At 43.3% G+C, this 22,255-nt stretch carries 18 protein-coding genes and 1 pseudogene; 6 read left to right on the top strand and 13 right to left on the bottom strand.

The features are described 5' to 3' along the window. Positions 1-112: 112 nt before the first annotated feature. Positions 113-1,102 (bottom strand): zinc transporter ZntB, encoded by a 990-nt coding sequence (locus tag GQS54_RS01725; protein WP_166422270.1) that lies wholly within the window; start codon positions 1,100-1,102, stop codon positions 113-115. A gap of 254 nt (positions 1,103-1,356) precedes the next feature. Between GQS54_RS01725 and rimK the strand changes: the two genes are divergently transcribed. The 3 genes from rimK to GQS54_RS01710 are packed head-to-tail and all read left to right on the top strand — an operon-like array spanning position 1,357 to position 3,743. Then, positions 1,357-2,262: a 30S ribosomal protein S6--L-glutamate ligase gene (gene rimK, locus GQS54_RS01720; protein ID WP_166422269.1), complete on the top strand. Its 906-nt coding sequence runs from the start codon at positions 1,357-1,359 to the stop codon at positions 2,260-2,262. Next, entirely contained in the window at positions 2,263-3,291 is a 1,029-nt protein-coding gene (locus GQS54_RS01715) for a succinylglutamate desuccinylase/aspartoacylase family protein (protein ID WP_166422268.1), read from the top strand. Between the two features lie 2 nt (positions 3,292-3,293). Then, complete coding sequence (locus GQS54_RS01710) at positions 3,294-3,743, top strand: RimK/LysX family protein (protein ID WP_166422267.1); 450 nt, start codon at positions 3,294-3,296, stop codon at positions 3,741-3,743. 24 nt (positions 3,744-3,767) lie between these two features. On the opposite strand, the gene GQS54_RS01705 is transcribed toward GQS54_RS01710, so the two are convergent. After that, positions 3,768-4,688, bottom strand: a complete 921-nt coding sequence (locus GQS54_RS01705) for a diguanylate cyclase (protein WP_166422266.1) — start codon at positions 4,686-4,688, stop codon at positions 3,768-3,770. Between the two features lie 578 nt (positions 4,689-5,266). On the opposite strand from GQS54_RS01705, the gene GQS54_RS01700 reads away from it, so the two are divergent. After that, the gene (locus GQS54_RS01700) at positions 5,267-5,860 is read left to right on the top strand and encodes a TetR/AcrR family transcriptional regulator (RefSeq protein WP_166422265.1); all 594 of its coding nucleotides are present in this window, start codon (positions 5,267-5,269) and stop codon (positions 5,858-5,860) included. Positions 5,861-6,159: 299 nt separating this feature from the next. Continuing rightward, on the top strand, positions 6,160-6,993 hold the full coding sequence (locus GQS54_RS01695; protein ID WP_166422264.1) for a mechanosensitive ion channel domain-containing protein: 834 nt from the start codon (positions 6,160-6,162) through the stop codon (positions 6,991-6,993). 121 nt (positions 6,994-7,114) lie between these two features. Here the strand turns inward: GQS54_RS01695 and GQS54_RS01690 are convergent, their stop codons facing one another. Next, positions 7,115-8,260: an iron-containing alcohol dehydrogenase gene (locus GQS54_RS01690; protein WP_166422263.1), complete on the bottom strand. Its 1,146-nt coding sequence runs from the start codon at positions 8,258-8,260 to the stop codon at positions 7,115-7,117. A 183-nt stretch (positions 8,261-8,443) separates the two neighbouring features. On the opposite strand from GQS54_RS01690, the gene GQS54_RS01685 reads away from it, so the two are divergent. Continuing rightward, on the top strand, positions 8,444-9,334 hold the full coding sequence (locus GQS54_RS01685; RefSeq protein WP_166422262.1) for an AraC family transcriptional regulator: 891 nt from the start codon (positions 8,444-8,446) through the stop codon (positions 9,332-9,334). On the opposite strand, the gene GQS54_RS01680 is transcribed toward GQS54_RS01685, so the two are convergent. The 10 genes and pseudogenes from GQS54_RS01680 to GQS54_RS01635 all read right to left on the bottom strand — a co-directional run bounded on the left by GQS54_RS01680 (position 9,320) and on the right by GQS54_RS01635 (position 22,205). Beyond that, positions 9,320-11,077 (bottom strand): glycosyltransferase family 39 protein, encoded by a 1,758-nt coding sequence (locus tag GQS54_RS01680; protein ID WP_166422261.1) that lies wholly within the window; start codon positions 11,075-11,077, stop codon positions 9,320-9,322. The two genes, GQS54_RS01685 and GQS54_RS01680, sit on opposite strands and share 15 nt — an antisense overlap. Before the next feature lie 24 nt (positions 11,078-11,101). Then, positions 11,102-11,821, bottom strand: coding sequence for a VTT domain-containing protein (locus GQS54_RS01675; protein WP_166422260.1), 720 nt, complete (start codon positions 11,819-11,821; stop codon positions 11,102-11,104). Positions 11,822-11,824: 3 nt separating this feature from the next. Further along, positions 11,825-12,541 carry a glycosyltransferase family 2 protein gene (locus GQS54_RS01670; protein WP_166422259.1) on the bottom strand — a complete coding sequence of 239 codons (717 nt, stop codon included), beginning with the start codon at positions 12,539-12,541 and terminating at the stop codon, positions 11,825-11,827. 176 nt (positions 12,542-12,717) lie between these two features. Next, positions 12,718-13,676 (bottom strand): annotated as a pseudogene (locus GQS54_RS01665) (response regulator). 205 nt (positions 13,677-13,881) lie between these two features. Further along, on the bottom strand, positions 13,882-16,170 hold the full coding sequence (locus GQS54_RS01660) for a molybdopterin cofactor-binding domain-containing protein (RefSeq protein ID WP_166422258.1): 2,289 nt from the start codon (positions 16,168-16,170) through the stop codon (positions 13,882-13,884). Between the two features lies 1 nt (position 16,171). Beyond that, entirely contained in the window at positions 16,172-16,669 is a 498-nt protein-coding gene (locus tag GQS54_RS01655; protein ID WP_166422257.1) for a (2Fe-2S)-binding protein, read from the bottom strand. Positions 16,670-16,922: 253 nt separating this feature from the next. Continuing rightward, entirely contained in the window at positions 16,923-17,771 is an 849-nt protein-coding gene (gene yghU / locus GQS54_RS01650; protein WP_166422256.1) for a glutathione-dependent disulfide-bond oxidoreductase, read from the bottom strand. 220 nt (positions 17,772-17,991) lie between these two features. Continuing rightward, complete coding sequence (locus GQS54_RS01645; RefSeq protein WP_166422255.1) at positions 17,992-18,771, bottom strand: SapC family protein; 780 nt, start codon at positions 18,769-18,771, stop codon at positions 17,992-17,994. Positions 18,772-19,073: 302 nt separating this feature from the next. Further along, a complete protein-coding gene (locus GQS54_RS01640; RefSeq protein WP_166422254.1) occupies positions 19,074-20,714 on the bottom strand; it encodes an FAD-dependent oxidoreductase in 1,641 nt (546 codons plus the stop codon). 24 nt (positions 20,715-20,738) lie between these two features. Next, complete coding sequence (locus tag GQS54_RS01635) at positions 20,739-22,205, bottom strand: SLC5 family protein (RefSeq protein ID WP_166422253.1); 1,467 nt, start codon at positions 22,203-22,205, stop codon at positions 20,739-20,741. Between the last annotated feature and the right edge of the window lie 50 nt (positions 22,206-22,255).

The following is a 22,255-nucleotide window of genomic DNA, read 5'->3' as shown; positions in this document are numbered from 1 at the left end:
TGAAGTTTCACTACGTACAGTGACCAAAAAAGATTGTAAATAATTGCATCATATTAATTGCAGTATATGATAATTTTAATGATTCAGTGTGTGATGAGGTTGTCGCGGATATTTAAAACCACCTTTTCCAGATCATAAAGCCACCAAGCACTGCGACTAACGCAATCATAGAAAATGTCAAAACGTTAAATGCTTCTGGATTATCAATCCCGGGTAAACCACCCACGTTCATCCCAAATACACCGGTTAAAAATGACAATGGTAAGAAGATAGCTGTCACCAGAGACAATACGTATAACACCATGCCTTGCTTTTCTGCTATACGGTTGCGCAGTTCGTCTTGCAAGACTAACGCCCGCTCACGGGCTAAATCTAAGTCTTCAACGTAACGCGTGGTTCTATCGCTCAACTCCCGCAAAGTAAACGCTTGATCACTGGTTAAAAATTGATTACTGCGATACAAGGTATCTAAGGCATCACGTTGCGGGGCGAGATAACGACGTATCGCAGCGGCTTGTCTGCGCACAGCAGACAATCGTTGGCGCGCCTGAATATCCATCGATTCAGATGTTTCAAATGCCACTAATTCTTCATCTAAAATATCGACCATTTCACTGATCCGTACGACTACTCGCTCAATAATTTCTAATAGCAAGTCACCGACACTGTTTATCTTTGTGCCCTGCTCAATGTCATTTTTAACGTCTTGCACAGAAAGCAGCTTGCGCCCCCTACGGCGGCTAGAAACAATACCCTTTTCAGTCAACCACAAACGCAATGACACCATATCTTCTGGGTCGGCATCGGGGTTAGTGTTGATACCACGTAAATAAATTAACAATCCCCCTTCAATTTGTAATGTCTTAGGACGCGTTTCTAAGGCAAGTAATGAATCTGACACTGACTTAGACAGGCCCAAATCGGCCATAGTTTGCTCTGCGTCAATGGCGTCAGATTGTATATGGATCCAGCTGAAACCGTCGTTTTGCGAAGGGTTTTGTAATTCTTTAGGATCGATATTTCGTGCAGAACCCTGTTCAAAATAATAAGCCCATAGAAAACTGTCGCGCTGATATACAGATGACTTTTGATGATCCTGCATGGTGATACCCCCACCGAACGAATAGTGGGGCGAATATAAATCACCTCATAATGGATGCCTACCTGTTTTTCACGGTCAAAGGATTCAAACTTTCATAAAAGGTGTAGACTAATGGCATATAATCGAAGCAATATTACCACTTTAACCTTGTTGCTTATTACACCTGACAATAAGCTAGCGTTGACGCTCATTATTCGGCCTAGTCCTTACACGGTTTGACCCAATTTACATTTATTCGTTTTTCAGAGATCCATATGAAGATAGCTATTTTATCGCGTAACAAAAATATTTACTCCACAAAGCGCCTCAAAGAAGCAGGCGAAAATCTAGGCCACGAAGTCGATGTCATCGATACGCTTCATTGCTATATGGACATTAGTAGTAATCGCCCCACGGTTAGATTTAAAGGCGAAGCGTTACCTCATTATGACGCCGTAATCCCGCGCATAGGCGCATCAGTAACGTTTTATGGCACAGCTGTAGTACGCCAATTTGAGATGATGGGAACATTTAGCATCAATGAATCTGTGGCGATCAGTCGTTCACGGGATAAATTGCGCTCAATGCAGCTACTGTCGCGAAAAGGTATAGGTATGCCGCGCACCGGTTTTGCCCATCACCCAGATCGTATTGATGACTTAATTAAAAATGTCGGAGGTGCGCCGGTCGTTATTAAGTTGCTTGAAGGAACGCAAGGGATAGGCGTAGTGCTGGCCGATACGCAAAAAGCAGCAGAGTCTATAATCGAAGCATTTATGGGTTTGAACGCTAATATTTTAGTTCAAGAATATATTAAGGAAGCTGGCGGTGCCGATATCCGCTGTTTAGTCGTCGGCGGAAAGGTCGTCGCGGCCATGAAGCGCCAGGCGGCAGCAGGTGAGTTTCGTTCTAACTTGCACCGGGGAGGCTCAGCCAGTTTAGTGCGTTTGTCACCACAAGAACGTAAAACCGCCATCGATGCCGCAAAAACCATGGGGCTCAATATGTGCGGGGTAGATATTCTGCGCTCAAATAATGGCCCTGTTGTCATGGAAGTCAACTCTTCACCAGGTCTTGAAGGGATCGAAAGTGCTACAGGTAAAGATATTGCAGGCATGATAATTGATTTTATTGCAAAAAATGCCAAACCCAATAACACCAAAACGCGCGGTAAAGGCTAAATGACACCACTTATTATCGGCGGCATCGAAATAGCGCCTGGCGAGACCAAAAAAATACAATTAGAAATGCCGCCACTTTACACCGCGACTAGAATGTCGATTCCCGTTCATGTGCAAAGAGGGAAACGTGCTGGTCCTGTGATGTTCGTTAGTGCTGCTATACATGGTGATGAGCTAAATGGAATCGAGATCATTAGCCGCTTATTAAAAAGCAAATCCCTTGCAAACTTGCGGGGCACATTGATCGCTGTTCCTATGGTCAATGTTTACGGTGTACTTAATCAAAGTCGCTATATGCCTGATAGACGCGATCTAAATCGTAGTTTCCCCGGCAGCAAAAAAGGTTCGCTGGCAGGTATTGTTGCCGATTTATTCTTACAAGAAATCGTCAGTAAATGTGATGTGGGCATCGACTTACACACGGGTGCCATTCATCGTAGCAACTTACCGCAAATTCGTGCCAACTTAGATGATGAACAAACCATGGAAATGGCAAGAGCATTCGGCGTTCCAGTGTTGCTTAACAGCAACTTACGGGACGGATCTTTACGCCAAGCCGCATCTGATCTCGGGGTAAATATTTTACTTTATGAGGCGGGACAAGCGTTGAGATACGATGAATTTTCGATCCGCGCGGGGGTAAAAGGCATTATCAATGTCATGCGTTCACTGAGCATGCTAAGTGCAAGACGCACTAAAAATGATTCAATTCAACGCTTTGTCGCTCGTCAAAGTGGTTGGATCCGAGCTCAAGAGAGCGGCTTTGTTAATCATATTGCCCAGTTAGGGGATCACGTACTCAAAGGCGCGCCCCTCGCTACCATCGCAGACCCTTATGGCACCCCCCTTACCACTGTCCTTAGCCCAGCTGAAGGCGTGGTTATCGGCAAACAAAATATACCTTTGGCGCAAGAAGGTGAAGCTATGTATCACATCGCTTATTTTCACACCCCTGATTCTGTGGCGGAGCATGTTGAATTGCTACAAGACAATTTATCGCCCGTACCACCTACATTTGATGAGACTTAATCATGCATAGATATTTGAATAAACCCATAATTGGTACACTTGAGTTGTGCGACTTACCTGAGCTGACCATTCAATCTTTGAATGTGCGGGTTGATACAGGCGCCACAACGTCTTCATTACATGTAGATAATATCGAAGAATTTAAGCGTAGTGGTAAGTTATGGGTTAGTTTTGATATTCATCCCAATATCCACAACGTAGCGGAAATTGTCCGCCGTGAAGCAAAAGTAGAAGTAATTAAGCGGGTTAAAAGCTCCACCGCCACCCTTGAGAAACGCTATACCATTAAGACAGAAATTAAGATGGCTGATTTAAACTGGGACATTCAACTTACGTTAACTGACCGCTCTGAAATGACTTATCTTATGCTACTTGGCCGCGAAGCCATGGCCGGAAAATTTTTAGTTGACCCCGCCCTTGAATACGAATTAAGTGCAGGTTTAGTCAATTAATTAGACGTCAGAAATGTAACCGAATTACTGAGAAACGAACATATTTCGACCGGAAGTCTTTGCTTGATACAGACGTTTATCCGCAATATCTACCAGCTCGTTTTCCTCTGCTGATGCAGGGTCGCAAACAGCAATGCCGATACTGCCTGTAATCATGCCAAAAGGTGAGCCTTTATGCTCGATTTTTAGGGCGTGTATTTCTTGCTGAACTTTTTTAGCAACTGATATTGCGCCAGCTAGGTTGGTTTCTGGTAATACAATTGCAAACTCTTCTCCACCAAAGCGTGCCACAAAATCTCCGGGGCGAACAACCGCATCTTTCAATGCCTTAGCAACCAATTTCAAACTATCGTCGCCGGCTAGATGCCCGTATAGGTCGTTGAATGATTTAAAAAAATCGATATCAAACATCAGTAAACCAAGCGAATTACCTGAGCGTTGATTAAGCTTTTGCTGGCGAACCAAATACTCATCGAAATATCGCCTGTTGCTAACTTGCGTTAGCCCATCTTGATAAGCCATACGGCGTAACTCATCGGTTAAAAACTTTAACGCAAGATGAGATTTTATACGATGCTTTAACGTATTGACGTTTACTGGCTTAGTCAGAAAATCAACTCCTCCAGCGTTCCAACAGCAATCCTCTGCTTTAGAATCTCCGTGGCCGGTAACGAATACAATCGGGATGTCTTGAGTTTCAGTATATTCTTTCAACAAATTGCATGTAGCAACGCCGTCCATACCTGGCATATCCATATCCATCAAGACCAAGTCGGGCGGTGTTTCCAAGCAAAAATCAATCGCCGCGTTACCCGACGTAACCGCGAATATGTCATAGGTTTCAGTCAACGCATTCGACAAAATATGAATATTGATAGGTTCATCATCGACAATGAGTATTCTGGCCCGACTATCGAGCTTGTGATTTCTGCCTACTTCGGGCATGACCTGAGGAATAACGCTGAACTCCTATCTTAATCTTTAACTAAAACTTGGTTTTTTAAATCGTGAAAGTCTTTCTCACTGATCTACATGCTAATTTTCCGCAGACTATATACTAAAGCCGGGTTGACATTAAGCGCTTTCGTGCTCGGGAAATAGATAGTCATCGATTACAGTGAATAATTTTATAAAAATCAGATTTACCCGTTATTCTACATATTGTAGTAAGTTAATAACGTACAACATCTTTTTTTAAATGATAAATGCTCACATCAGGTCCAAAACATAGGTCATTTAATTTATCTATATTCGCGCAAACTTGTCACTTATTGCCGCTTAATAGCGAAACCACTTTGATATACATCGAAACGGCTTGGAATATGTAACGATTGACATTGTAGCACGGGAACGCTAACCTATAATTGAACACTCGTTCAAAACTGTATTTAGCGTAACAACAATAATGTTCATTTAAGTACTCTGTCAATATCGGCACAATATCTTAAATATCCATAATTTATTCAGCCTACTGGCTTGTATCTGCCAATTACAGCAAATAAACATTTTATAGAGGGGTGATTATGGCGAACATATCGAAATTCGATAGGCAAGAAGTACTCGAAAAAGCTAAAAATTTATTTTGGGAAAAAGGCTACCTAGGTACTTCTACTCGCGAATTACAAAGCTCGATAGACATGCGACCTGGCAGCATTTATGCCGCTTTTGGCAGCAAATCTGCGTTATTTATCACCGTGCTAAACCACTATGCTCAAGCGCTTAGCGAGCAAATACAAACCCAAGTTTTTGGTCAAGCTGATGTCTTACAAGCATTTAGAACACTATTACGTGAATTGGTACTAAGCCCAAACGCGAATAGACCAAGTGAAATGTGTATGCTGGTAAAAACATTGTCTGAGCTTGATGAAAGCCATGTTGAAATTTTAACCCAAGTTCGCTCCCTTCTTGTGAATGTCGAAGCTATATTTGCTCAAGTACTTAACCAAGCGAAAGAACAAGGTACTCTGCCCTCTGATTTAGATGTAAATGCAGCCGCAAAAACATTGCAAGTGAATATCATAGGTTGGCGTACTTATCTAAAAGCCACTGGGGATAAGGAAATTATCGAGCATCAATTAGCGCAATTATTTGTACAAATGGCGGTGTCTCGCCATTAATATCGGCTTATTATTTTAAAGCTTGCTTATCGAGAAAATAATGTCTCGCAGCGCTAGTCGCTTTATCCGAATTGTTGATTATTCCATTATTAGCGTTTTTAACATCTTTAAAAACGTGTAAATTCAATAAACTATTGTCTAATACCCCTTTGTGCCGTTCCGCCATAGCATTTAGTGTATGTCACATTGTTAGCAACGATAAGTGACTGATGGCGGTAATCCTCTATATTTACCGCGCCAAAATCACTTTGCGAACATCAGTAGTCGTTTGCACAATAAATACTTAAAAGGGACGTTCAATGGAATCATTCGAAACACAATTACAAACATTCTATGATAAGGCGATCACGTTAGGCACTGAGTACGGTAGTCAGCTTATTCTAGCGATCATTGTATTAGTTGTAGGCCTGTGGATTATCGGCAAGGTCAGTAACGCGGTAAGACGCCATGCTGTAAAAGGACTGCCTGATGAAACCCTAGCGCAATTCTTAACCAATATATTTGAGGTTGTCCTCAAGGTGCTGCTTGTTATCAGCGTAGCATCCATGGTGGGAATTGAAACCACCTCTTTCGTGGCTATTTTAGGCGCTGCAGGTTTAGCGGTAGGCTTCGCTTTGCAGGGAAGTTTGTCGAACTTCGCAGGTGGCGTTATGATCTTAATCTTTCGCCCATTCAAAGTTTCAGATTACGTTGGTGCTCAAGGACTAGAAGGAGCAGTGATCGATATCGGTATTTTTGTTACCACCTTTGAAACCTTCGATAAGCGTATTATTATCGTTCCCAATGGCCCATTAGCTAACGGTAATATCACCAATTACACGGCAAGCAGCGTAAGAGCGGTAGAGATATCTATCGGCATCTCTTATTCAGATGATATTGCTAAAGGCAAAGCCGCTATGGAAGAAGCCATTAAGAATGATCCACGGGTTTTACAAGAAGAAGGCAACGTGGTGGCGGTGGTTGATTTAGGCGCAAGTTCAGTCGATTTCTTAGTGCGAGCTTTCGTTAAAACAGAAGACTATTGGTCATTGTTTTTTGATATTCGCCCAATGCTCAAGGGTGCGATCGAAGAGGCTGGTCTAACAATACCTTTCCCTCAGCGCGATGTGCATATCATTCAAGAGAATAGCTAGTTATATGATGGGTTACACCGTTCGCGTGTAACCCAATTTTCATAGGTAAATATTATAAAAGCCGTTAACGCCTTAAGGATAAGACCCAACGGCAACACACAAATGCTTATTTTATAGAAACCTAGGCTACAGCTTGTTCAAGAATTTCACGACTGCACGCTAATGTTATCGCCTGTTTCTCACCAATTGCAGTCATACCATGCGCTTCAAGTTGCGCCATAACCGTATCTACAGCTTGCGCTTTATCGCCTTTATGTTCTGTTAATTTCGTCGCAACGTCCAAGCTATGATAGAAATCTTCTATGGCATCAATGGTGCGCTCAGCTAAATCTTCAGAAAACGCTAGACCAAAGACATTTTTGCCCATCTGCTCTAGTTTGGCTTTTTTAGCCGCGAGTTGGTTGCGTAATAATGATGGCTGAACTATTGCTAATGAACGTGCGTGATCCACACCGTACAAGGCTGTTAATTCATGACCAATCATATGCGTAGCCCAATCTTGAGGAACTCCAGAACCAATTAAGCCATTCAATGCTTGGTTTGCCGCCCACATTAAATTCGCACGCCATGCATCGTCTTGCTCAGTAAAATTATCACCTAAAGATTTTAATGCTTTAAGGAGTGCTTCTGCGTAACCATCTTGCACTAAAGCACCTGATGGAAACGTTAAATATTGCTCACAAGTATGCACCCATGCATCGACTAAACCATTGACTAGTTGACGTTGAGGTAACGTTTTCATAACGTCTGGATCCATAACGGCAAATTTAGGCTGAACAGCTGGTGCCATAAACGCCAGTTTTTCTCGCGTTGCCGCTTTACTTACCACTGAGCCTGAATTCGACTCGGAACCAGTCGCAGGAAGTGTTAGCACGGCACCTAAAGGTAGTGCGGTGGTAACTCTATGCTTACCCGTCAGAATATCCCAACCGTCACCATCATAATGTGCTGCTGCTGCAATATATTTCACACCGTCAATGACCGAACCACCACCGACACCTAACACAAAGTCAACCTTCTGCTCTTTGGCAATAGCGACCGCTTTGTCGAGCACTTCAATTGTGGGGTTTGCGCCAACACCTGAAAATTCAAGCCAATCATGATCGGCTAACGCCGAGACTACTTGATCATATACGCCGTTGCTTTTAATCGAACCACCACCATACACAACCAGTACTTTTTGCTTATTAGAGATAAGCTTGCTCAGTGATGCTATTTGTCCTTGGCCAAACTGAATCTGTGTTGGGTTTACGTAACTGAATTTCATATTAATGTCCTCGATTGAAAATGTAAGTTGTTCGTAAAGTTCGCCGTACACAACGAATCTTTAAATCAGTAGATATATAATAGTGGTGAGAAAGATACTTTAAAAGGTCAATAAGCACCAAAAGCTTGCCTAAAACTATCTTATTAAGTATTTTATCTATTAATAAGATAGTAAGAGACGCTTATGAGTAACATCGCAACTGCATTAAATACATTCGCTGAACAAGCGGACTTACTTAACCTTGAAGGCAAAGCCCAAACATCTATACCAGGCGTGCATTTTTTCCGTGATAGCAAAGGTAGCGCGCGACAACCACTGGTTTATCAATCAGGCATTATCATCGTTGCTCAAGGTAGAAAAGTGATTCATTTCCCCGAACATCAAATTCAGTACGGTGCAGGAAACTATTTAGTCATTGGGATCCCCATGCCTTTAGAATGCGAAGCATTCGCTGAAGACGGTTTACCCATTATGGGTCTGGCTGTAGATGTGGATCCGGCGTTATTACACCAATTGGTCAATCAAATGCATCAACATCAAGGCTATATAAATACTGAGCACTGCCGCCAAGTTAGCTGCGTCCAATCAGCAAAAATAGATGACCCATTAATGCAAACTATAAAACGCTTGATTGAAGTACTGCCTAATACCATCGAAAGTGATATTTTTGGCGCAGATATCGTCAAAGAGCTCGTTTATCGCGTGCTATGTGGTCCCCAAGGGAAAACGTTGATTGGCTTGGCTCAGCACGACGGACACTATGCACGCATAGCACGATCGCTAAATACCTTGCACGCCAATTATGCTAGCCCTATTTCAGTAGAAACGTTAGCAGAAGACGTAAATATGAGCGTATCAGCTTTCCATAGAGCGTTTAGACAGGTCACGTTTGAGTCCCCTTTACAATACCTAAAGAAAATTCGCTTAGTCAAAGCCAAAGACTTAATTTCCGCTAACGGCACAAGAGCGAATGAAGCCGCTTTTCAAGTAGGTTACTCAAGTGCATCACAATTTAGCCGCGAATTTAAGCGTCACTTCAATCAATCACCGAGTGATATATCACTCAATGCTTAATGAAAGCTTAGTAAACTCATTCACGTTAATATTCGGCTCAGCACATGTTGAGCGCCGAGCGCTATAATTCAGCACAACCCAGTTCACTCTGTGAGCAAGACCCACCGGGATTGCTTTATTCATATTAAAGCAATCGGTTTCTGAAGTGGCATCGAGTAAGATAACACCGTTAGGTTTGTCTTTTTGCCAGTGCCACGCCGCGTTAATTTGCGGAGCAGCAGGTGTGTGATAACCAAAATGTGTAACTGGGTAAGGTGAAAATAGAATAAATTGTTCGGAAAAGTTAATTAACGCCAGCTGTGCATCGTCGGGAACGATATCAGCCATAGCCGTAAACACAGATTTAGGTGTTTTAACCTTATTCAATAATTGATAGCCCCAAGTAGAGTAACTAATCCATAGTAAAGGTATAAATAACATCCAGCTTGTAAAAGGTTTTACCCCACGTTTTTTTGCCGTCACCACAAAAATAGAAATCAGTAACCCTAAAGCCCCAAGCGTCATAAGAAATGCCCAAGGTTCAATCCCATACTTAACACTGAGTTTGGTAGCAAAAGCCATGTCTATTTGCCCGCCTAAGCCAAAAAGAAATACCCCTATCGACAGCCCAAATACAATTGAAAATATAAGCCAGTTCAATACTTTACTCTGTAATATTTGTTGCAAAAAAGGCGCGATGATTAAGGCGAGCATTGGCAAAGCAGGTAATATGTAGACGCCGCGTTTGCCGGGACTAATACTGAAAAAAATTAACAATAAGACTATCCAGCCAAGAATAAGCGTAACACGCCAGTCGCTATTGCTAACCGCTTTAGCCCAAGGCTTAACGACCCAAGGTATACAAAGGCTTAGGGGTAACCAAAAGACAGGAATAACGCTCGTCAGATAATACCAAAACGGTTTTAAGTGATGCCAAGAATCAGCATAGCGAGTGACCGTTTGTTTAAATAGAATATTGTCGCGGTAAGCATCAAAAAAAGGATTTTGCTCGATATCGACCCAATATAACATGGGCAAGAACCATAAACAGATCGCCCCCAACATGACGAGGGGTCCTAGCAACCAATGCCAAGACCAACCAGGCGTTGAATTGATGAAGTACGCCTGCTTACTCAATTTGAGGATCACAAAAGGAATAAGCATTAGTACAGGAAGAAAACCTACCCCCTTAGTTATAATACCGAGTCCCATAAAGAACCAAGCCAGAAAATACCACAACCAACTGCCTTTAAGGAGCAAGAAGCGCAACAGACTGTAACACCCGACGGTAATCCAGCAGCACACCATAGCATCAATTTGAGCGGTTTTTGCCTGCAAGGTAAATTGCAATGTAACCAATAGCAATAGGCCCGCATACCAACCAATTTGTTCAGACCATAACCTGCGTCCAATATCGTAAACCAGTAATACGGTAACAATTCCTGCCAGCGCACTGGGCACAAGAAACGCCAACTTAATGGAACCAAACAGCGCATAGAAAATAGCAATCGACCACATAAATATGGGCGGCTTATCAGGGTATAACTCACCGCCGCGCATGGGGAAAAACCATTGTCCGGTATCGACCATATCTTTAGCTATTAGAGCAAAACGAGGCTCGTCCGCTGGCCAAGGATCGCGTAATCCTAACCCCACTAAAATCATTGAACAGGCAAGTAATAACAACAATATCAGGTTAGTGTGATGATTATGGCCACAGAGAAAGTGCGGCCTGTTTAATCGTGTTGCAGTTGATGATGTCATGAATACAACCCCGCGCTAACTAGCCTAATCACACATCAACCCGTCTGCTTGCGGCTTAGCCGTTGCTTCCACTATTTTCGAATTCTTATATTGCTTATACAGACTAACGCTTAATGCGCTTGAAACACCAAACAACACCACGCTTAATAGTATTTTCCAAAAAGATAGCACAACAATGCCTTTTCCCATCAAAGCAAAAACCGCCATTTGCGGGACATAACCGATGCCTGAGCCAATCAAGAAGTAGCGCGCTTTTACATCCGTTACACCAGCGAGTAGGTTAGTCAGTAAATTATTACCTACCGGAAGTAGGCGAATAACCACGGTTTTTGTAATGGGTTTATCTTTTAGAAAATCATTAACACGATGAATACGCGGAGCATAACGGCGCTTGATCAATGGCCTAAGAAACACTCGAGCAACAAAAAAACTCAGCAGGCAACCAATGACTGCGGCGGCGACCGACAGCGCTACGCCCTGGGCAAAGCCAAAAGCATACCCCCCTAAAAATGCCATAACCTGTCGAGGGCAACCTATCGCCATTGTGCCAGCGCTGAATAACAGGAAGTATCCCATCCCCAGAATACCGTTATTACGGATGGTTGAATCAACCCAGTGACGATTAAAAGCATCAAATAAGGGGAGCGTACTAATGAGCCCGCCTAATACCGCGCACACCAGTAAAAACAACAAACCTTTTTGCAGTGCCTTGGAGCAAAATAATGCACGAATTTTTTGGTACATTAATTAGTCCAAATACTCAGGTATTTTAACCCGTCGCTTTAACCATAACACTCCAAAAATATCAACGACGCCCACTCGAAGCCGACCCAACATATTGTACTTAGACTCCCCTGCTTGCCGATCGCGGTGGTTGACCTCAAGTACAATAACTTGGCCGTTGATGCGCTTAACCAGTGCTGGGATAAATCGATGCATATGGTCAAAATAGGGTAATTTCATAAAGGTATGTTTAGGAATGATTTTCAAACCACAGCCGGTGTCTGGCGTGCCATCGTTTAGGAGCCAAGCACGTATGCTATTTGCTACTTTCGATTGAAAGCGCTTCCAGGCAGTGTCTTTTCGTTTTCGGCGGTAGCCCGCCACACAGAAATCGCTGCCAGGTGTTAGCTTGCGGGCGGCCTGCAGTAAATTAGGAATATCTGCCGGATCGTTTTGCCCATCTGCGTCCATGGTAACAATCAATTCACCGCTAGCAGCCTTTACGCCACTCATGATAGCCGTACTTTGTCCCACGCTTATCTTATGCCGCACTGGTTGGATACAATCAAAACCGGCATCGATTATTTTATACAGCTCATTAATAGTACGATCATCGCTACCATCATCGACATAAATTATTTCAAATTCGACTGTGCCGTCGAGTACTTTGATAATCTCATGGATCAATGGCGCGACGTTCTGCGCTTCGTTTTTGGCCGGGATTACGACAGACAATTCCATTTTATAACACCAAATTTATGTTCTGCTAACAGCAACCTGTCTTATCAACAATGTACTATCGTCAGCAAACTGAAAAACCAAAATTAATTAATCTGTAAGTATATTGCGAAATTCTTAAGGAATTATTAACGCTTAAATTACGCCATTAATAGAAACCCAATTGCGCGACTTACTATTTATGCGACGTTCAGGTAGCGGGCGATTGTTTCAGCCCCATTATTTGCATGAATAGGCTTGAATATGAAGCCAGATACGCCCTGCTCCTGACAAGATTTAACCAATAATTGATCTGTGACAGAGGAAAGCATAACAATGGGTACATCTGACCCCAAGCGACGAATTTCAGCTAACGCTTTATCGCCGTTGAGTTTATCCATCACAACGTCCATGAAAATGAAATCAGGCGGGTTATTTTTGACTATTTCTAGCGCACCACTACCATCATTCGCTTCAATGACATTTGAGTAGCCCAACTCGTACAGGAATCTGGTTAACGCTTTACGGATCATTGCACTATCGTCGACCAATAAAATTTGGCTGTCTTTTGTCAATGGGTTTATATGAGGATTTTCGATACCAATACTTTCTTCTCGCTTAATTCCCACTTCGCGATAATCTACGTTGCGTATCAATAGATTAAAATAATATCGCCCGACACCTTCAATATTAATCGGTACGGTAACAATGTCTTGAACGCCATTTAGATACTTATCTATCTCAGTTAAATCTTCGACAAAATACGGACTAGAAAAACCGTATTCTAGGCTATATCGACTATGTAAATCAGTTGAACGGCCAACGATGGTATTACCCCACTCCGCCAAGGCATTACGCAAATCGTTCGTCATCTCTTGATGCTTATAGGTCTCATTAAACATACTTTGACAGACTGCATTACCAATAGAAATAGCTGTTTCAGGGTAATGGTGCATCATGATCACGCCATTTAAATTCCCTGTCACTTCACAGCATACCGCGTACCGCGTACCGCGTATCCTTTAAACCGAAAATCAGCGGCGTTGTCCATAAATGGTTCACCAGCAGTACCCGACAGATTGGTCATGGCTTTTAAACTTGCAAGGGACTCGTTGATAAAAGGGTAAAGGATAACCTTGTAGAGGGTTTCTACTGGCATATTGCATTCTCTTATTTTTATTATTTTGATTGCGTGAGCAGCAAATTACTAAATGTAAGGAAGTATTGCAAGTAGGTTAAATAGACAGTTCGCCTTTGTTAAACATCTTATTTTCGGGGAATTCTAGGTTTGTCTGAATAGTGGGATTATTTATTTAAAATGAATAGGTGGCGCGCACTGTAGTCAGTAACGCGCCACAATAATGCTAGCTTGGTATAGCGGCCAATACAGCTTCAGGGCGAATAGGTAAATCTCTTACTCTGGCACCCACGGCGTTAAAGATTGCGTTAGCAATAGCAGGCGCGACAGCAATCAACCCCGGCTCCCCTAACCCAGTAGGAAATTCTGTGTTTTGCACAAAACTGATATCCAACTCGGGTAGGTTGTTCATGCGTAGAGGTGAATAAGTGTTGAGGTTAGTATCTTTTACTTGACCTTTTTCAAACGCAGTTCCCTCGAACAAAGCTAAACTCAAACCCCATAGCATCGAGCCTTGAGTTTGCGCTAAGGCACCATCAGGGTGAACAACTGTTCCACAGTCTAATAATCCCGTTAACTTATGTACCTTTACCTTACCTGTTGTAGGATCAACTTCAACATGGGCAACACACGCCCCCCAAGTTGGCATATCACGCTCTTGCCCAGACGAAATAGCTATGCCTAGGCCTTGATTTTTAGGCAGCGTTTGCCCCCAATTCGTTTGTTGGCGGATATCGGTTAGCACTTTAGCGAGTCGCTTAGCGCCACCAACAGAAACGGGGGCTTCACCAGCATTTTTACCACTGGCGTCTAGTAACGATAGGCGAAAATCAATTGGATCAAGGCTTTGATTATGGGCAATTTCATCCATAAACGATTCTACCGCCCAACCAGTCCAACCTGGACCAACAGCGCGCAGCCAACCTGGCACAAACGTTTTTTGCGCTAATGTGTTATTGATGGCTCGCACTCGATGATTGGCTAGGGTATACCAGTGATCAGCGCCCGCGATTGAAAACGGATCGAATTTACCCTTTTTGTCCACGCCCTCAGGCATAAAACTTGGCGCCATGGCAAGCGTAGGCCAACCGGCGGCAGCACCATGCTCGATACCAAGCAGTTTATCGTCAGCATCCCAGTAGGCATTCATCTGTTGCACGGAAGGCGAGCGCACACAATCAAATAGCGCGTCATCTTCACGGGTGAAAACCAATTTAACCGGTTTACCTACCGCTTGTGCAGTTAAAGCAGCAGGGATCATATAATCACCAGCAAGGCGACGACCAAACCCGCCACCCAAGTAATATTGATGAATAATGACGTTGTCATCACTGAGGCCAACCGCTTTGGCAACGACAGGTAAAAATAGCGACTGCCACTGGTTACCACAATGCACATGGCAAACCCCGTCTTTAAATTCAACCGCTGCATTAACTGGCTCCATAGTGAAATGCAACACAGATGATGTTTTATACACTGACTCTAGAGAGGTTTTTGCGCTTTTAGCTGCTTTGGCTATATCCCCTTTTTCAACCACTAACGTGCCTGTGGTTTTATCTTTAGCCAATGTAGCGCCTTGGTTAATGATGTCTTGCTCAGTGACATTAGCAGTTTCGCCAATGTCATATTCAACTTTGATCACGTTACCCGCTTTTACAGCGGCGTAATAGGAGTCCGCGAGCACAGTCACCCAGCCTTGAACGGTGTCACTGGGATCCTTGAGTATCTGGTAACCCTGATAGCCCTTTATCGACTTAGCCTTGCTATCATCCACACGTTTAACCACACTACCGTGACGAGTCGGTGGGATAACAGGACGTGCGTAGACCATGCCTTCTAGCTCAACATCGATACCGTATTGCGCTGTGCCGTTTGTCTTCGCTGGAATGTCTAATGCTTGGCTAGATTTAGCGATTAACTGACGGCTAGCAGGACTCTTTGGCTTAAATTCTGCGAGCTCATCTGCACTAAACGTGCGATCAATTTTGCCATTTTTCACTACATCGGCAAAGCTAATCGATTTATCGCCAGCCACAACTTCGCTGTTTTGTGTTGTACAGTCTTGTGGTTTAACACCCAATAATTTTGCACCTGCCTCAATTAACACAGTGCGTCCTGCAGCCCCAGCTTGAGACATGGGTACATAGGTTTGAAAAACTGACCAAGAGCCGCCGGTAACCATGTATCCCCATTTAGGGTCGGTGTCCACATGCTTAATTTCAACGTTGTTCCAATCAGCACCTAGTTCGTCTGCAACGATACGCGCTATCGCAGTACCGACATGCTGGCCCATCTCAGCGCGAGCGATATTGACCATAATCTGGCCTTCGCTGCTTATTTCAAACCACACGGTAGGACTAAACGACTTTTCAGCCAAATGCTTTGATGCACCACCAGTCATAACTTCAAGGGCATTGATACTTGGCGCAAACGCCATAAGTAAACCACTACCCACTGAACCAATAAGAAAACTACGGCGGCTCGGCTCTATATTATTTTTACGTAAACGGGTCATATTAGCTTACTCCCTGTGCTTCGCGCTTGGGGTTGTATATCTGCACCACAGAATCTGACTGTCCAGCAACGTCTTGGATTGCGGCTTTGATCCGAGCGTAAGTCATACAACGACATAAATTACCGCTCATGTAAGCCTCAATTTCTTCTTCGCTCGGGTCTGCATTCGTCGCGAGCAAACCTGCCGCTTGCATAATTTGCCCCGATTGACAGTAACCACACTGAGGCACCTGATGCTCAACCCATGCTTTTTGTAACGGGTGCTGATTTTCTAATCCCTCGATGGTGCGAATGTCTGCATTCGCGATCGCGCTGATAGGCAGTGAGCAAGAACGAACGGGAGAACCGTTAAAATGAACTGTGCAAGCTCCACACATGGCGATCCCGCAACCAAACTTGGTGCCCTTTAAGCCGAATTCGTCTCGTATTACCCAAAGTAAAGGCGTGTCCGCCTCAGCATCAGATGTGATTTTTTTTCCGTTTAATGAAAATTCAATCATGTTGGTTACCTGTTTGATTAAAATAAATGTTGTGGTCCTGCAACCCTAGATAATATACACGTATCTTTAGCAAGCAAGATCACGTATTCAAGGGTTGATAAAGTGTAGTGTAATAATTAGATATTTAGCCAAAATAACGCCGATAAGCTTTATTTTCAGTCACTTGGTGAAATTGCCCCGTGTACGCCACTTGTGTAACGCAAAAAGCCACTGCTAAGTGGCTTTCGAATATTTACAATAAGCGGAAATTGATTCAGATTTTTCCTTCGAAGTCCGCCTCAGAATGACGCTCAGGTACCTGCTCTTGTGGCTCGCCCCATGTACGATTTACCATAAGGCCACGCTTAACAGCGGGTCGTTCCGCGATTTCATTTGCCCAACGTACCACGTTTGTATATTCATGGGTTTGTAGGAACTCTGACGCGTTGTAAACAACATTGCGTACAAGCGCACCGTACCAAGGCCATATTGATATGTCGGCGATAGTATACTCATCACCTGCGATAAATTTATTGTTGGCTAACTGCTTATCGAGTACATCTAACTGACGCTTTACTTCCATGGCATAACGGTCAATGGGATATTGATACTTTTCTGGCGCATAAGCATAAAAATGGCCAAAGCCCCCCCCTAAAAACGGTGCACTGCCCATTTGCCAAAATAACCAGTTCATACACTCTGTGCGCCCAGCGGGGTCTTTAGGAATAAACGCACCGAACTTTTCCGCTAGGTACAGCAAGATAGAGCCAGACTCAAACACGCGTGTATCAGTACTGGTGGTGGTATCAATCAACGCCGGGATTTTAGAATTAGGATTGATATCAACAAAGCCACTGCCAAACTGATCGCCATCGCCTATGTTTACCGGGTAAGCGTCGTACTGTGCGCCTTCGTAACCGGCAGCAAGTAGCTCCTCAAGCATGACCGTTGCTTTAACGCCATTTGGGGTAGCCATCGAATGCAACTGGAAAGGGTGCTCGCCTCTAGGAAGCGCTTTATCAAAACGAGCCCCCGCTGTTGGACGATTAATATTGGCAAATTTTCCACCATTTTCGGCATCGAAGGACCATATGGCAGGGGGAGTATAGGTCGGATCAGGCATAATTAATATTTCCTTGGCTGTTTTGATATGTTGTGTTGAATAGTTGGGGGCTGACAAAATAAAACCAAGGGATAAGCTAATCGATTTATGTACCAAGTAGAACAAAAAATATGTAAACAGCTATTAACACCACCTTTATCACGGCGCTGGGTTAACAATAGATTCATTTAGACATAAAAAAGCCCGCTATTTAAACGGGCTTAATTTGAACGTCTTATTATTAAGCGTTAGCAGCAGGCTGCTCTGCTGGTTGGTCCTTAGTGATCGCATCACCAACACGCAACTGCAAGTTCTGAATCGGCTTATCTGTGTTGTTCGATAATTGAACCAAACGATTCAGTTGACCTAGCGACATAAGTACAGCATAAGCAGCACCTAAGAAACCGCTTTTGTGTAATTCAACAACTTGCGCTTCGTCTAAGTCTTGTAAACGCTTTTCACTGACACTAAACATGCCCGTAATATTGCGTTTTTCGCCGTTGGTGTAATTAACCAATAATTCAATTGGATCAAGCAAATCTAGCTCAACTAATTTTTTAATGAAACGCTGAGTCGCCATTTCACTGTTAGCTAATTCTGAAAGCAACTGCTGACGGTTCTCTAAAAAGGGGCTCGGTTGGCCTTCCGCAGTGAAAACTGGCTCACCGTCGTCTGTCACCAATGAGCTGTTCTCGTCAAAAAATACGCCAAGCTTTTCACCGTCGGGACGCACATCGAAAGGATAGCGCTGAATGTTCATTGGTAAACAATGTACCTGCCACTTGCCTTCGTGAATAAATAAATTTGCGCCCTTCTCAGTGCCTAACATGGCAACAGAGTGGAAGTTTTCTGAATTTGGATCTTTAACAAAAACAACTGGCATCACGCTAGCAAGCTGAGCGTATTCACGAATAGATGCCGCAGCAATATGGGCTTCTTTGGCGTAGCCAAAATCGTGCTGAAGATTGATTTTAAGGTCTTTATGTTTCTCTTTATCAAGAGGGATGTAGCTGATTGTCATAGAGGATATCTCTTACTTTAATGTTCAAAACTGGTTGCTTTTGATGGCCGATTAGCAGACCGACGATACGGTACACTTGGGTATTCAGGTATAAAAAAATGGCTTCTAGGCCATTAAATATGCGATCCCTAATGCTAATTTCACAACAGCAAGTATCTTTTATTTATTGAGTGATGTCACGAATGTAAATGAATTATATCTGATTTGTTCATTTAATCCTAAATGCAGCATAAAATTCCGCTTACCACTCTTTATTTTTGCTGAAACGAGGCGGCGCACACCGTGCAGCGCCTCGAATAAAGCTAAGCTATCACATCTGTCGCGGGACTAACATCTTTACGTACACTGGTAATATATTCCTGCAATTTTGCTTCAGCTTCATCGCCAAATAAAATTTCACAGGCTTCTCGTAAACCTGGCGCCGCAAGAATATCTTCTTGTCTTACTACCAACGAGATTTTCGAACGACGACGTAAGAAGTCCTCTAACTTGGTAACCATTTCGCGCTGAGCAGCATGCTCGATTTCTACCCGCAAATATTCAGAGCTCTCAATAAGTAACTCTGCCTTTGCTGGATTCTCGCGGATTGCTTCAAGCATGTTGATCGCATTACGCCCATAACGTCGCCAAAAACGTGATGTTAAAGGCTCAGACGAGGTGGCAGGCGTTAATGCATCAAAGTCCATCAATTTAGCACGGTGAAAGAATTCATCGCGCACAGTATCGTCAGGCTCGCCGTACCATTTGAAATCGGCATAAGGCAATTCAATACCGAAGTCTTTGACAATCCCTGCTACTTCGTCACCCACGTTGATACAATCAGTGAGCTTGCCACCGAAAATCGACATATATTTGTGTTCAGGGTTTTGATCAATCGCATGCTTACGAGAAAGTTGAACCCAGTCGGCTTTACCGCCCGTGCCTTTAATCGCTAAAGGACGAACGCCGCAGCGCTCAGCAATCACGTCTTCTTTTGTCAACGGCTTATCAAGTGCCAATAACGCATTAACGTTATCCAATACAAACTGGCGATCAGCCTCCGTTACATGTGCATAGGGGCTTTCAACTTGCGTATCTGTTGTACCGATACAGGTTTTTGGTCCCATAGGAATAACGAAGAATAAACGCCCATCGTCAGCGAAAAACGTTAGCACTTTGTTGCTATCAGTTACGCGGTCAACAATTAAGTGAATGCCTTTTGAGAAAACATGATGGTGCTCAGTTTGCTCTTTATTTAACTCATTTAATGGATCAACAAATGGCCCAGCAGCGTTGATCAATACCTTCGAGGTTATTTCAAACTCCTCGCCAGTAATGGCGTCTTTCGCTTTCGTCGTCCACAAATCGCCATTTTTGCTTGAACCTAGCGATTCGACATAGTTAGCGGCTATGCAGCCGTAACTCATACTTGAGCGAATAAAGTTAAACACGAAGCGCGCGTCATTGTCTTGTAGGTAAGCATCTGAGTATTCAAATCCACCCACAACGTTTTGCGTATTTATAACGCTTTCCAATGATTTGATCTTGCCACCGGTAAGATAGTTAGGCATTTTGGTAAATAACCGTCCCATTACCCAATAAAGTAGCGTACCCATATAGATAAATAAAGGTGGAAAGCGAAAGCCTTTTTGAATACTGGTTAAAAAGCGGATCTCTTTTACTGTAGACGGGTAGCTACGCATCAAGTGATTACGACTTTTGCACAGTTTGTTGACCAAAGCATATTCGTAACTCTCTAAATACTTAATGCCGCCCCACGCCAAATTTGAAGAGTTAGAACTGGTAAAGCCCGCAAAATCGCCTTTATCGATCAACGCGACTTTTACGCCTTTAGCCGCTAGTGCCGCTGCGGCAACAGCACCGTTAATGCCGCCGCCAATAATAAGGGTATCAAACGTCCCTTTAGGCAATTTACGGATGTTACTCTTTCTCAGGTTGTTCATGTCTCTTCCGATAATTAAATATGTTTAAACTTTACTGATAGCTTCAACGCCATCATCACTACCCCACGCAAATTTTGCTCTTTGTCCTAGCACAAACCTATTTACCAACAAGGCAAAACTGATGCACGAGACTAATGTGATAGGCATTAGGTGGATATAGTGCCAAGTAGAATAAATTGGCGAGAATTCAAACGTTAGAGAGCCGTATAATAATACGCCAAAAATGACCGCCGCGATGCCAGCTCGCGCGTCAACATCTTTAAACACCAACCCAACGACGAATATTGACAATATTGGCATACTTAATAAACCATTTAACTGTTGCAGCAAGTTAATGATACTGTCGGCTTGCTGATAAATGGGTACTAAGACTAATGACAATACAGTCAGCAACGCAGTTACCCAACCACTTAAGCGCACTACATTTGGTTTGTCGTTAAAATACGCTTCATGGATATCACATACGTACAGAGCAGTAGCAGAGTTCAATAAGCTGTTATAGGTAGATAAAACCGCTGCTGCCATCGCTGCAGCAAACACACCGGTAAGCCACAATGGCAAAACATCACCTACAATGCGTCCATAAGCAGCATCACCAATATCCCCATAGAGTTTAAATGACACAATACCAGGTAAGACGATGATAGCTGGCACAATTAGAATTCGAATACCCGCAGCGGCGAAAACACCTTTTTGCGCTTCTTTAACATTAGGTGCAGCCATTGCTCGTTGAGTAATCGTCTGATTCGTTCCCCAATAGTATATTTGAATGAAGATCATACCTGTAAGAAGAGTTTGCCAAGGTAATGGGGAATCTGGTGCGCCAATAAGCGTTAAGCGCTCGGCTGGAATACCGCTGAAGTCGAAGTCAATCGCCGCAAGTGACAAGAAGACCACTAACATCGCCATACTTAGCAACAGTACGCCTGAGTAAGTATCAGACACAGCAACGGCGCGTAGTCCGCCGAAAATTGCATAGACCGCACCCAAAGCAGCAAATGCGATGGCGATATACATTAGCGGAATATCAACATTGAACATGGTTTGCATAAATAGTGAGCCTGAATAAATAACAGCAGGCATATAAATCAAGGCGTTACCTAAGAAAAACAGCATACCTATTACGGCACGAATATGTTTATTCTTGTAGCGTTTTTCCAAAAGCTCAGTCGTGGTTGTACAGTTGTACTTGTAATAAATAGGGATGAAAACTTTAGCTAAAATAATTAAACCAATTACTGCAGAAAATTCCCACCAAGCCAGCAATGCCATCTGGTTACCGTTCATACCAACAAGTTGATCGGTACTTAAGTTAGTTAAGGTAATTGAACCAGCAACAAACATCCACGTTAGACCGCCACCAGCAAGAAAGTACTCCTTGTTTTGACTCTGTTGGTTATGTCCATGACCGCGGCACTTCAAATACGTTAGCAAGCCTATAATGCCTGTAACTAAGGCGAACACCGCCGTTTGAACCATATTTTCTGACATCTGATATTTCCTCTGTAATCATGCTGTGTATCATTGACTACTATTTATGT

It is taken from the genome of Paraglaciecola sp. 20A4 (assembly GCF_011378905.1).
Classification (GTDB): Bacteria; Pseudomonadota; Gammaproteobacteria; order Enterobacterales; family Alteromonadaceae; genus Paraglaciecola.
This window is presented reverse-complemented; position numbering and strand designations above follow the sequence as displayed.

Excerpts from the sequence above, each read along its gene's own strand:
- GQS54_RS01675 (WP_166422260.1), bottom strand. The coding sequence starts at position 11,821 with ATGTACCAAAAAATTCGTGCATTATTTTGCTCCAAGGCACTGCAAAAA.
- GQS54_RS01715 (WP_166422268.1), top strand. The coding sequence starts at position 2,263 with ATGACACCACTTATTATCGGCGGCATCGAAATAGCGCCTGGCGAGACC.
- GQS54_RS01645 (WP_166422255.1), bottom strand. The coding sequence starts at position 18,771 with ATGACAATCAGCTACATCCCTCTTGATAAAGAGAAACATAAAGACCTT.
- GQS54_RS01685 (WP_166422262.1), top strand. The coding sequence starts at position 8,444 with ATGAGTAACATCGCAACTGCATTAAATACATTCGCTGAACAAGCGGAC.
- GQS54_RS01700 (WP_166422265.1), top strand. The coding sequence starts at position 5,267 with ATGGCGAACATATCGAAATTCGATAGGCAAGAAGTACTCGAAAAAGCT.
- GQS54_RS01670 (WP_166422259.1), bottom strand. The coding sequence starts at position 12,541 with ATGGAATTGTCTGTCGTAATCCCGGCCAAAAACGAAGCGCAGAACGTC.
- GQS54_RS01690 (WP_166422263.1), bottom strand. The coding sequence starts at position 8,260 with ATGAAATTCAGTTACGTAAACCCAACACAGATTCAGTTTGGCCAAGGA.
- GQS54_RS01640 (WP_166422254.1), bottom strand. The coding sequence starts at position 20,714 with ATGAACAACCTGAGAAAGAGTAACATCCGTAAATTGCCTAAAGGGACG.
- GQS54_RS01725 (WP_166422270.1), bottom strand. The coding sequence starts at position 1,102 with ATGCAGGATCATCAAAAGTCATCTGTATATCAGCGCGACAGTTTTCTA.
- yghU (WP_166422256.1), bottom strand. The coding sequence starts at position 17,771 with ATGCCTGATCCGACCTATACTCCCCCTGCCATATGGTCCTTCGATGCC.
- GQS54_RS01680 (WP_166422261.1), bottom strand. The coding sequence starts at position 11,077 with ATGACATCATCAACTGCAACACGATTAAACAGGCCGCACTTTCTCTGT.
- GQS54_RS01660 (WP_166422258.1), bottom strand. The coding sequence starts at position 16,170 with ATGACCCGTTTACGTAAAAATAATATAGAGCCGAGCCGCCGTAGTTTT.
- GQS54_RS01635 (WP_166422253.1), bottom strand. The coding sequence starts at position 22,205 with ATGTCAGAAAATATGGTTCAAACGGCGGTGTTCGCCTTAGTTACAGGC.
- GQS54_RS01710 (WP_166422267.1), top strand. The coding sequence starts at position 3,294 with ATGCATAGATATTTGAATAAACCCATAATTGGTACACTTGAGTTGTGC.
- GQS54_RS01695 (WP_166422264.1), top strand. The coding sequence starts at position 6,160 with ATGGAATCATTCGAAACACAATTACAAACATTCTATGATAAGGCGATC.
- GQS54_RS01655 (WP_166422257.1), bottom strand. The coding sequence starts at position 16,669 with ATGATTGAATTTTCATTAAACGGAAAAAAAATCACATCTGATGCTGAG.
- GQS54_RS01705 (WP_166422266.1), bottom strand. The coding sequence starts at position 4,688 with ATGCCCGAAGTAGGCAGAAATCACAAGCTCGATAGTCGGGCCAGAATA.
- rimK (WP_166422269.1), top strand. The coding sequence starts at position 1,357 with ATGAAGATAGCTATTTTATCGCGTAACAAAAATATTTACTCCACAAAG.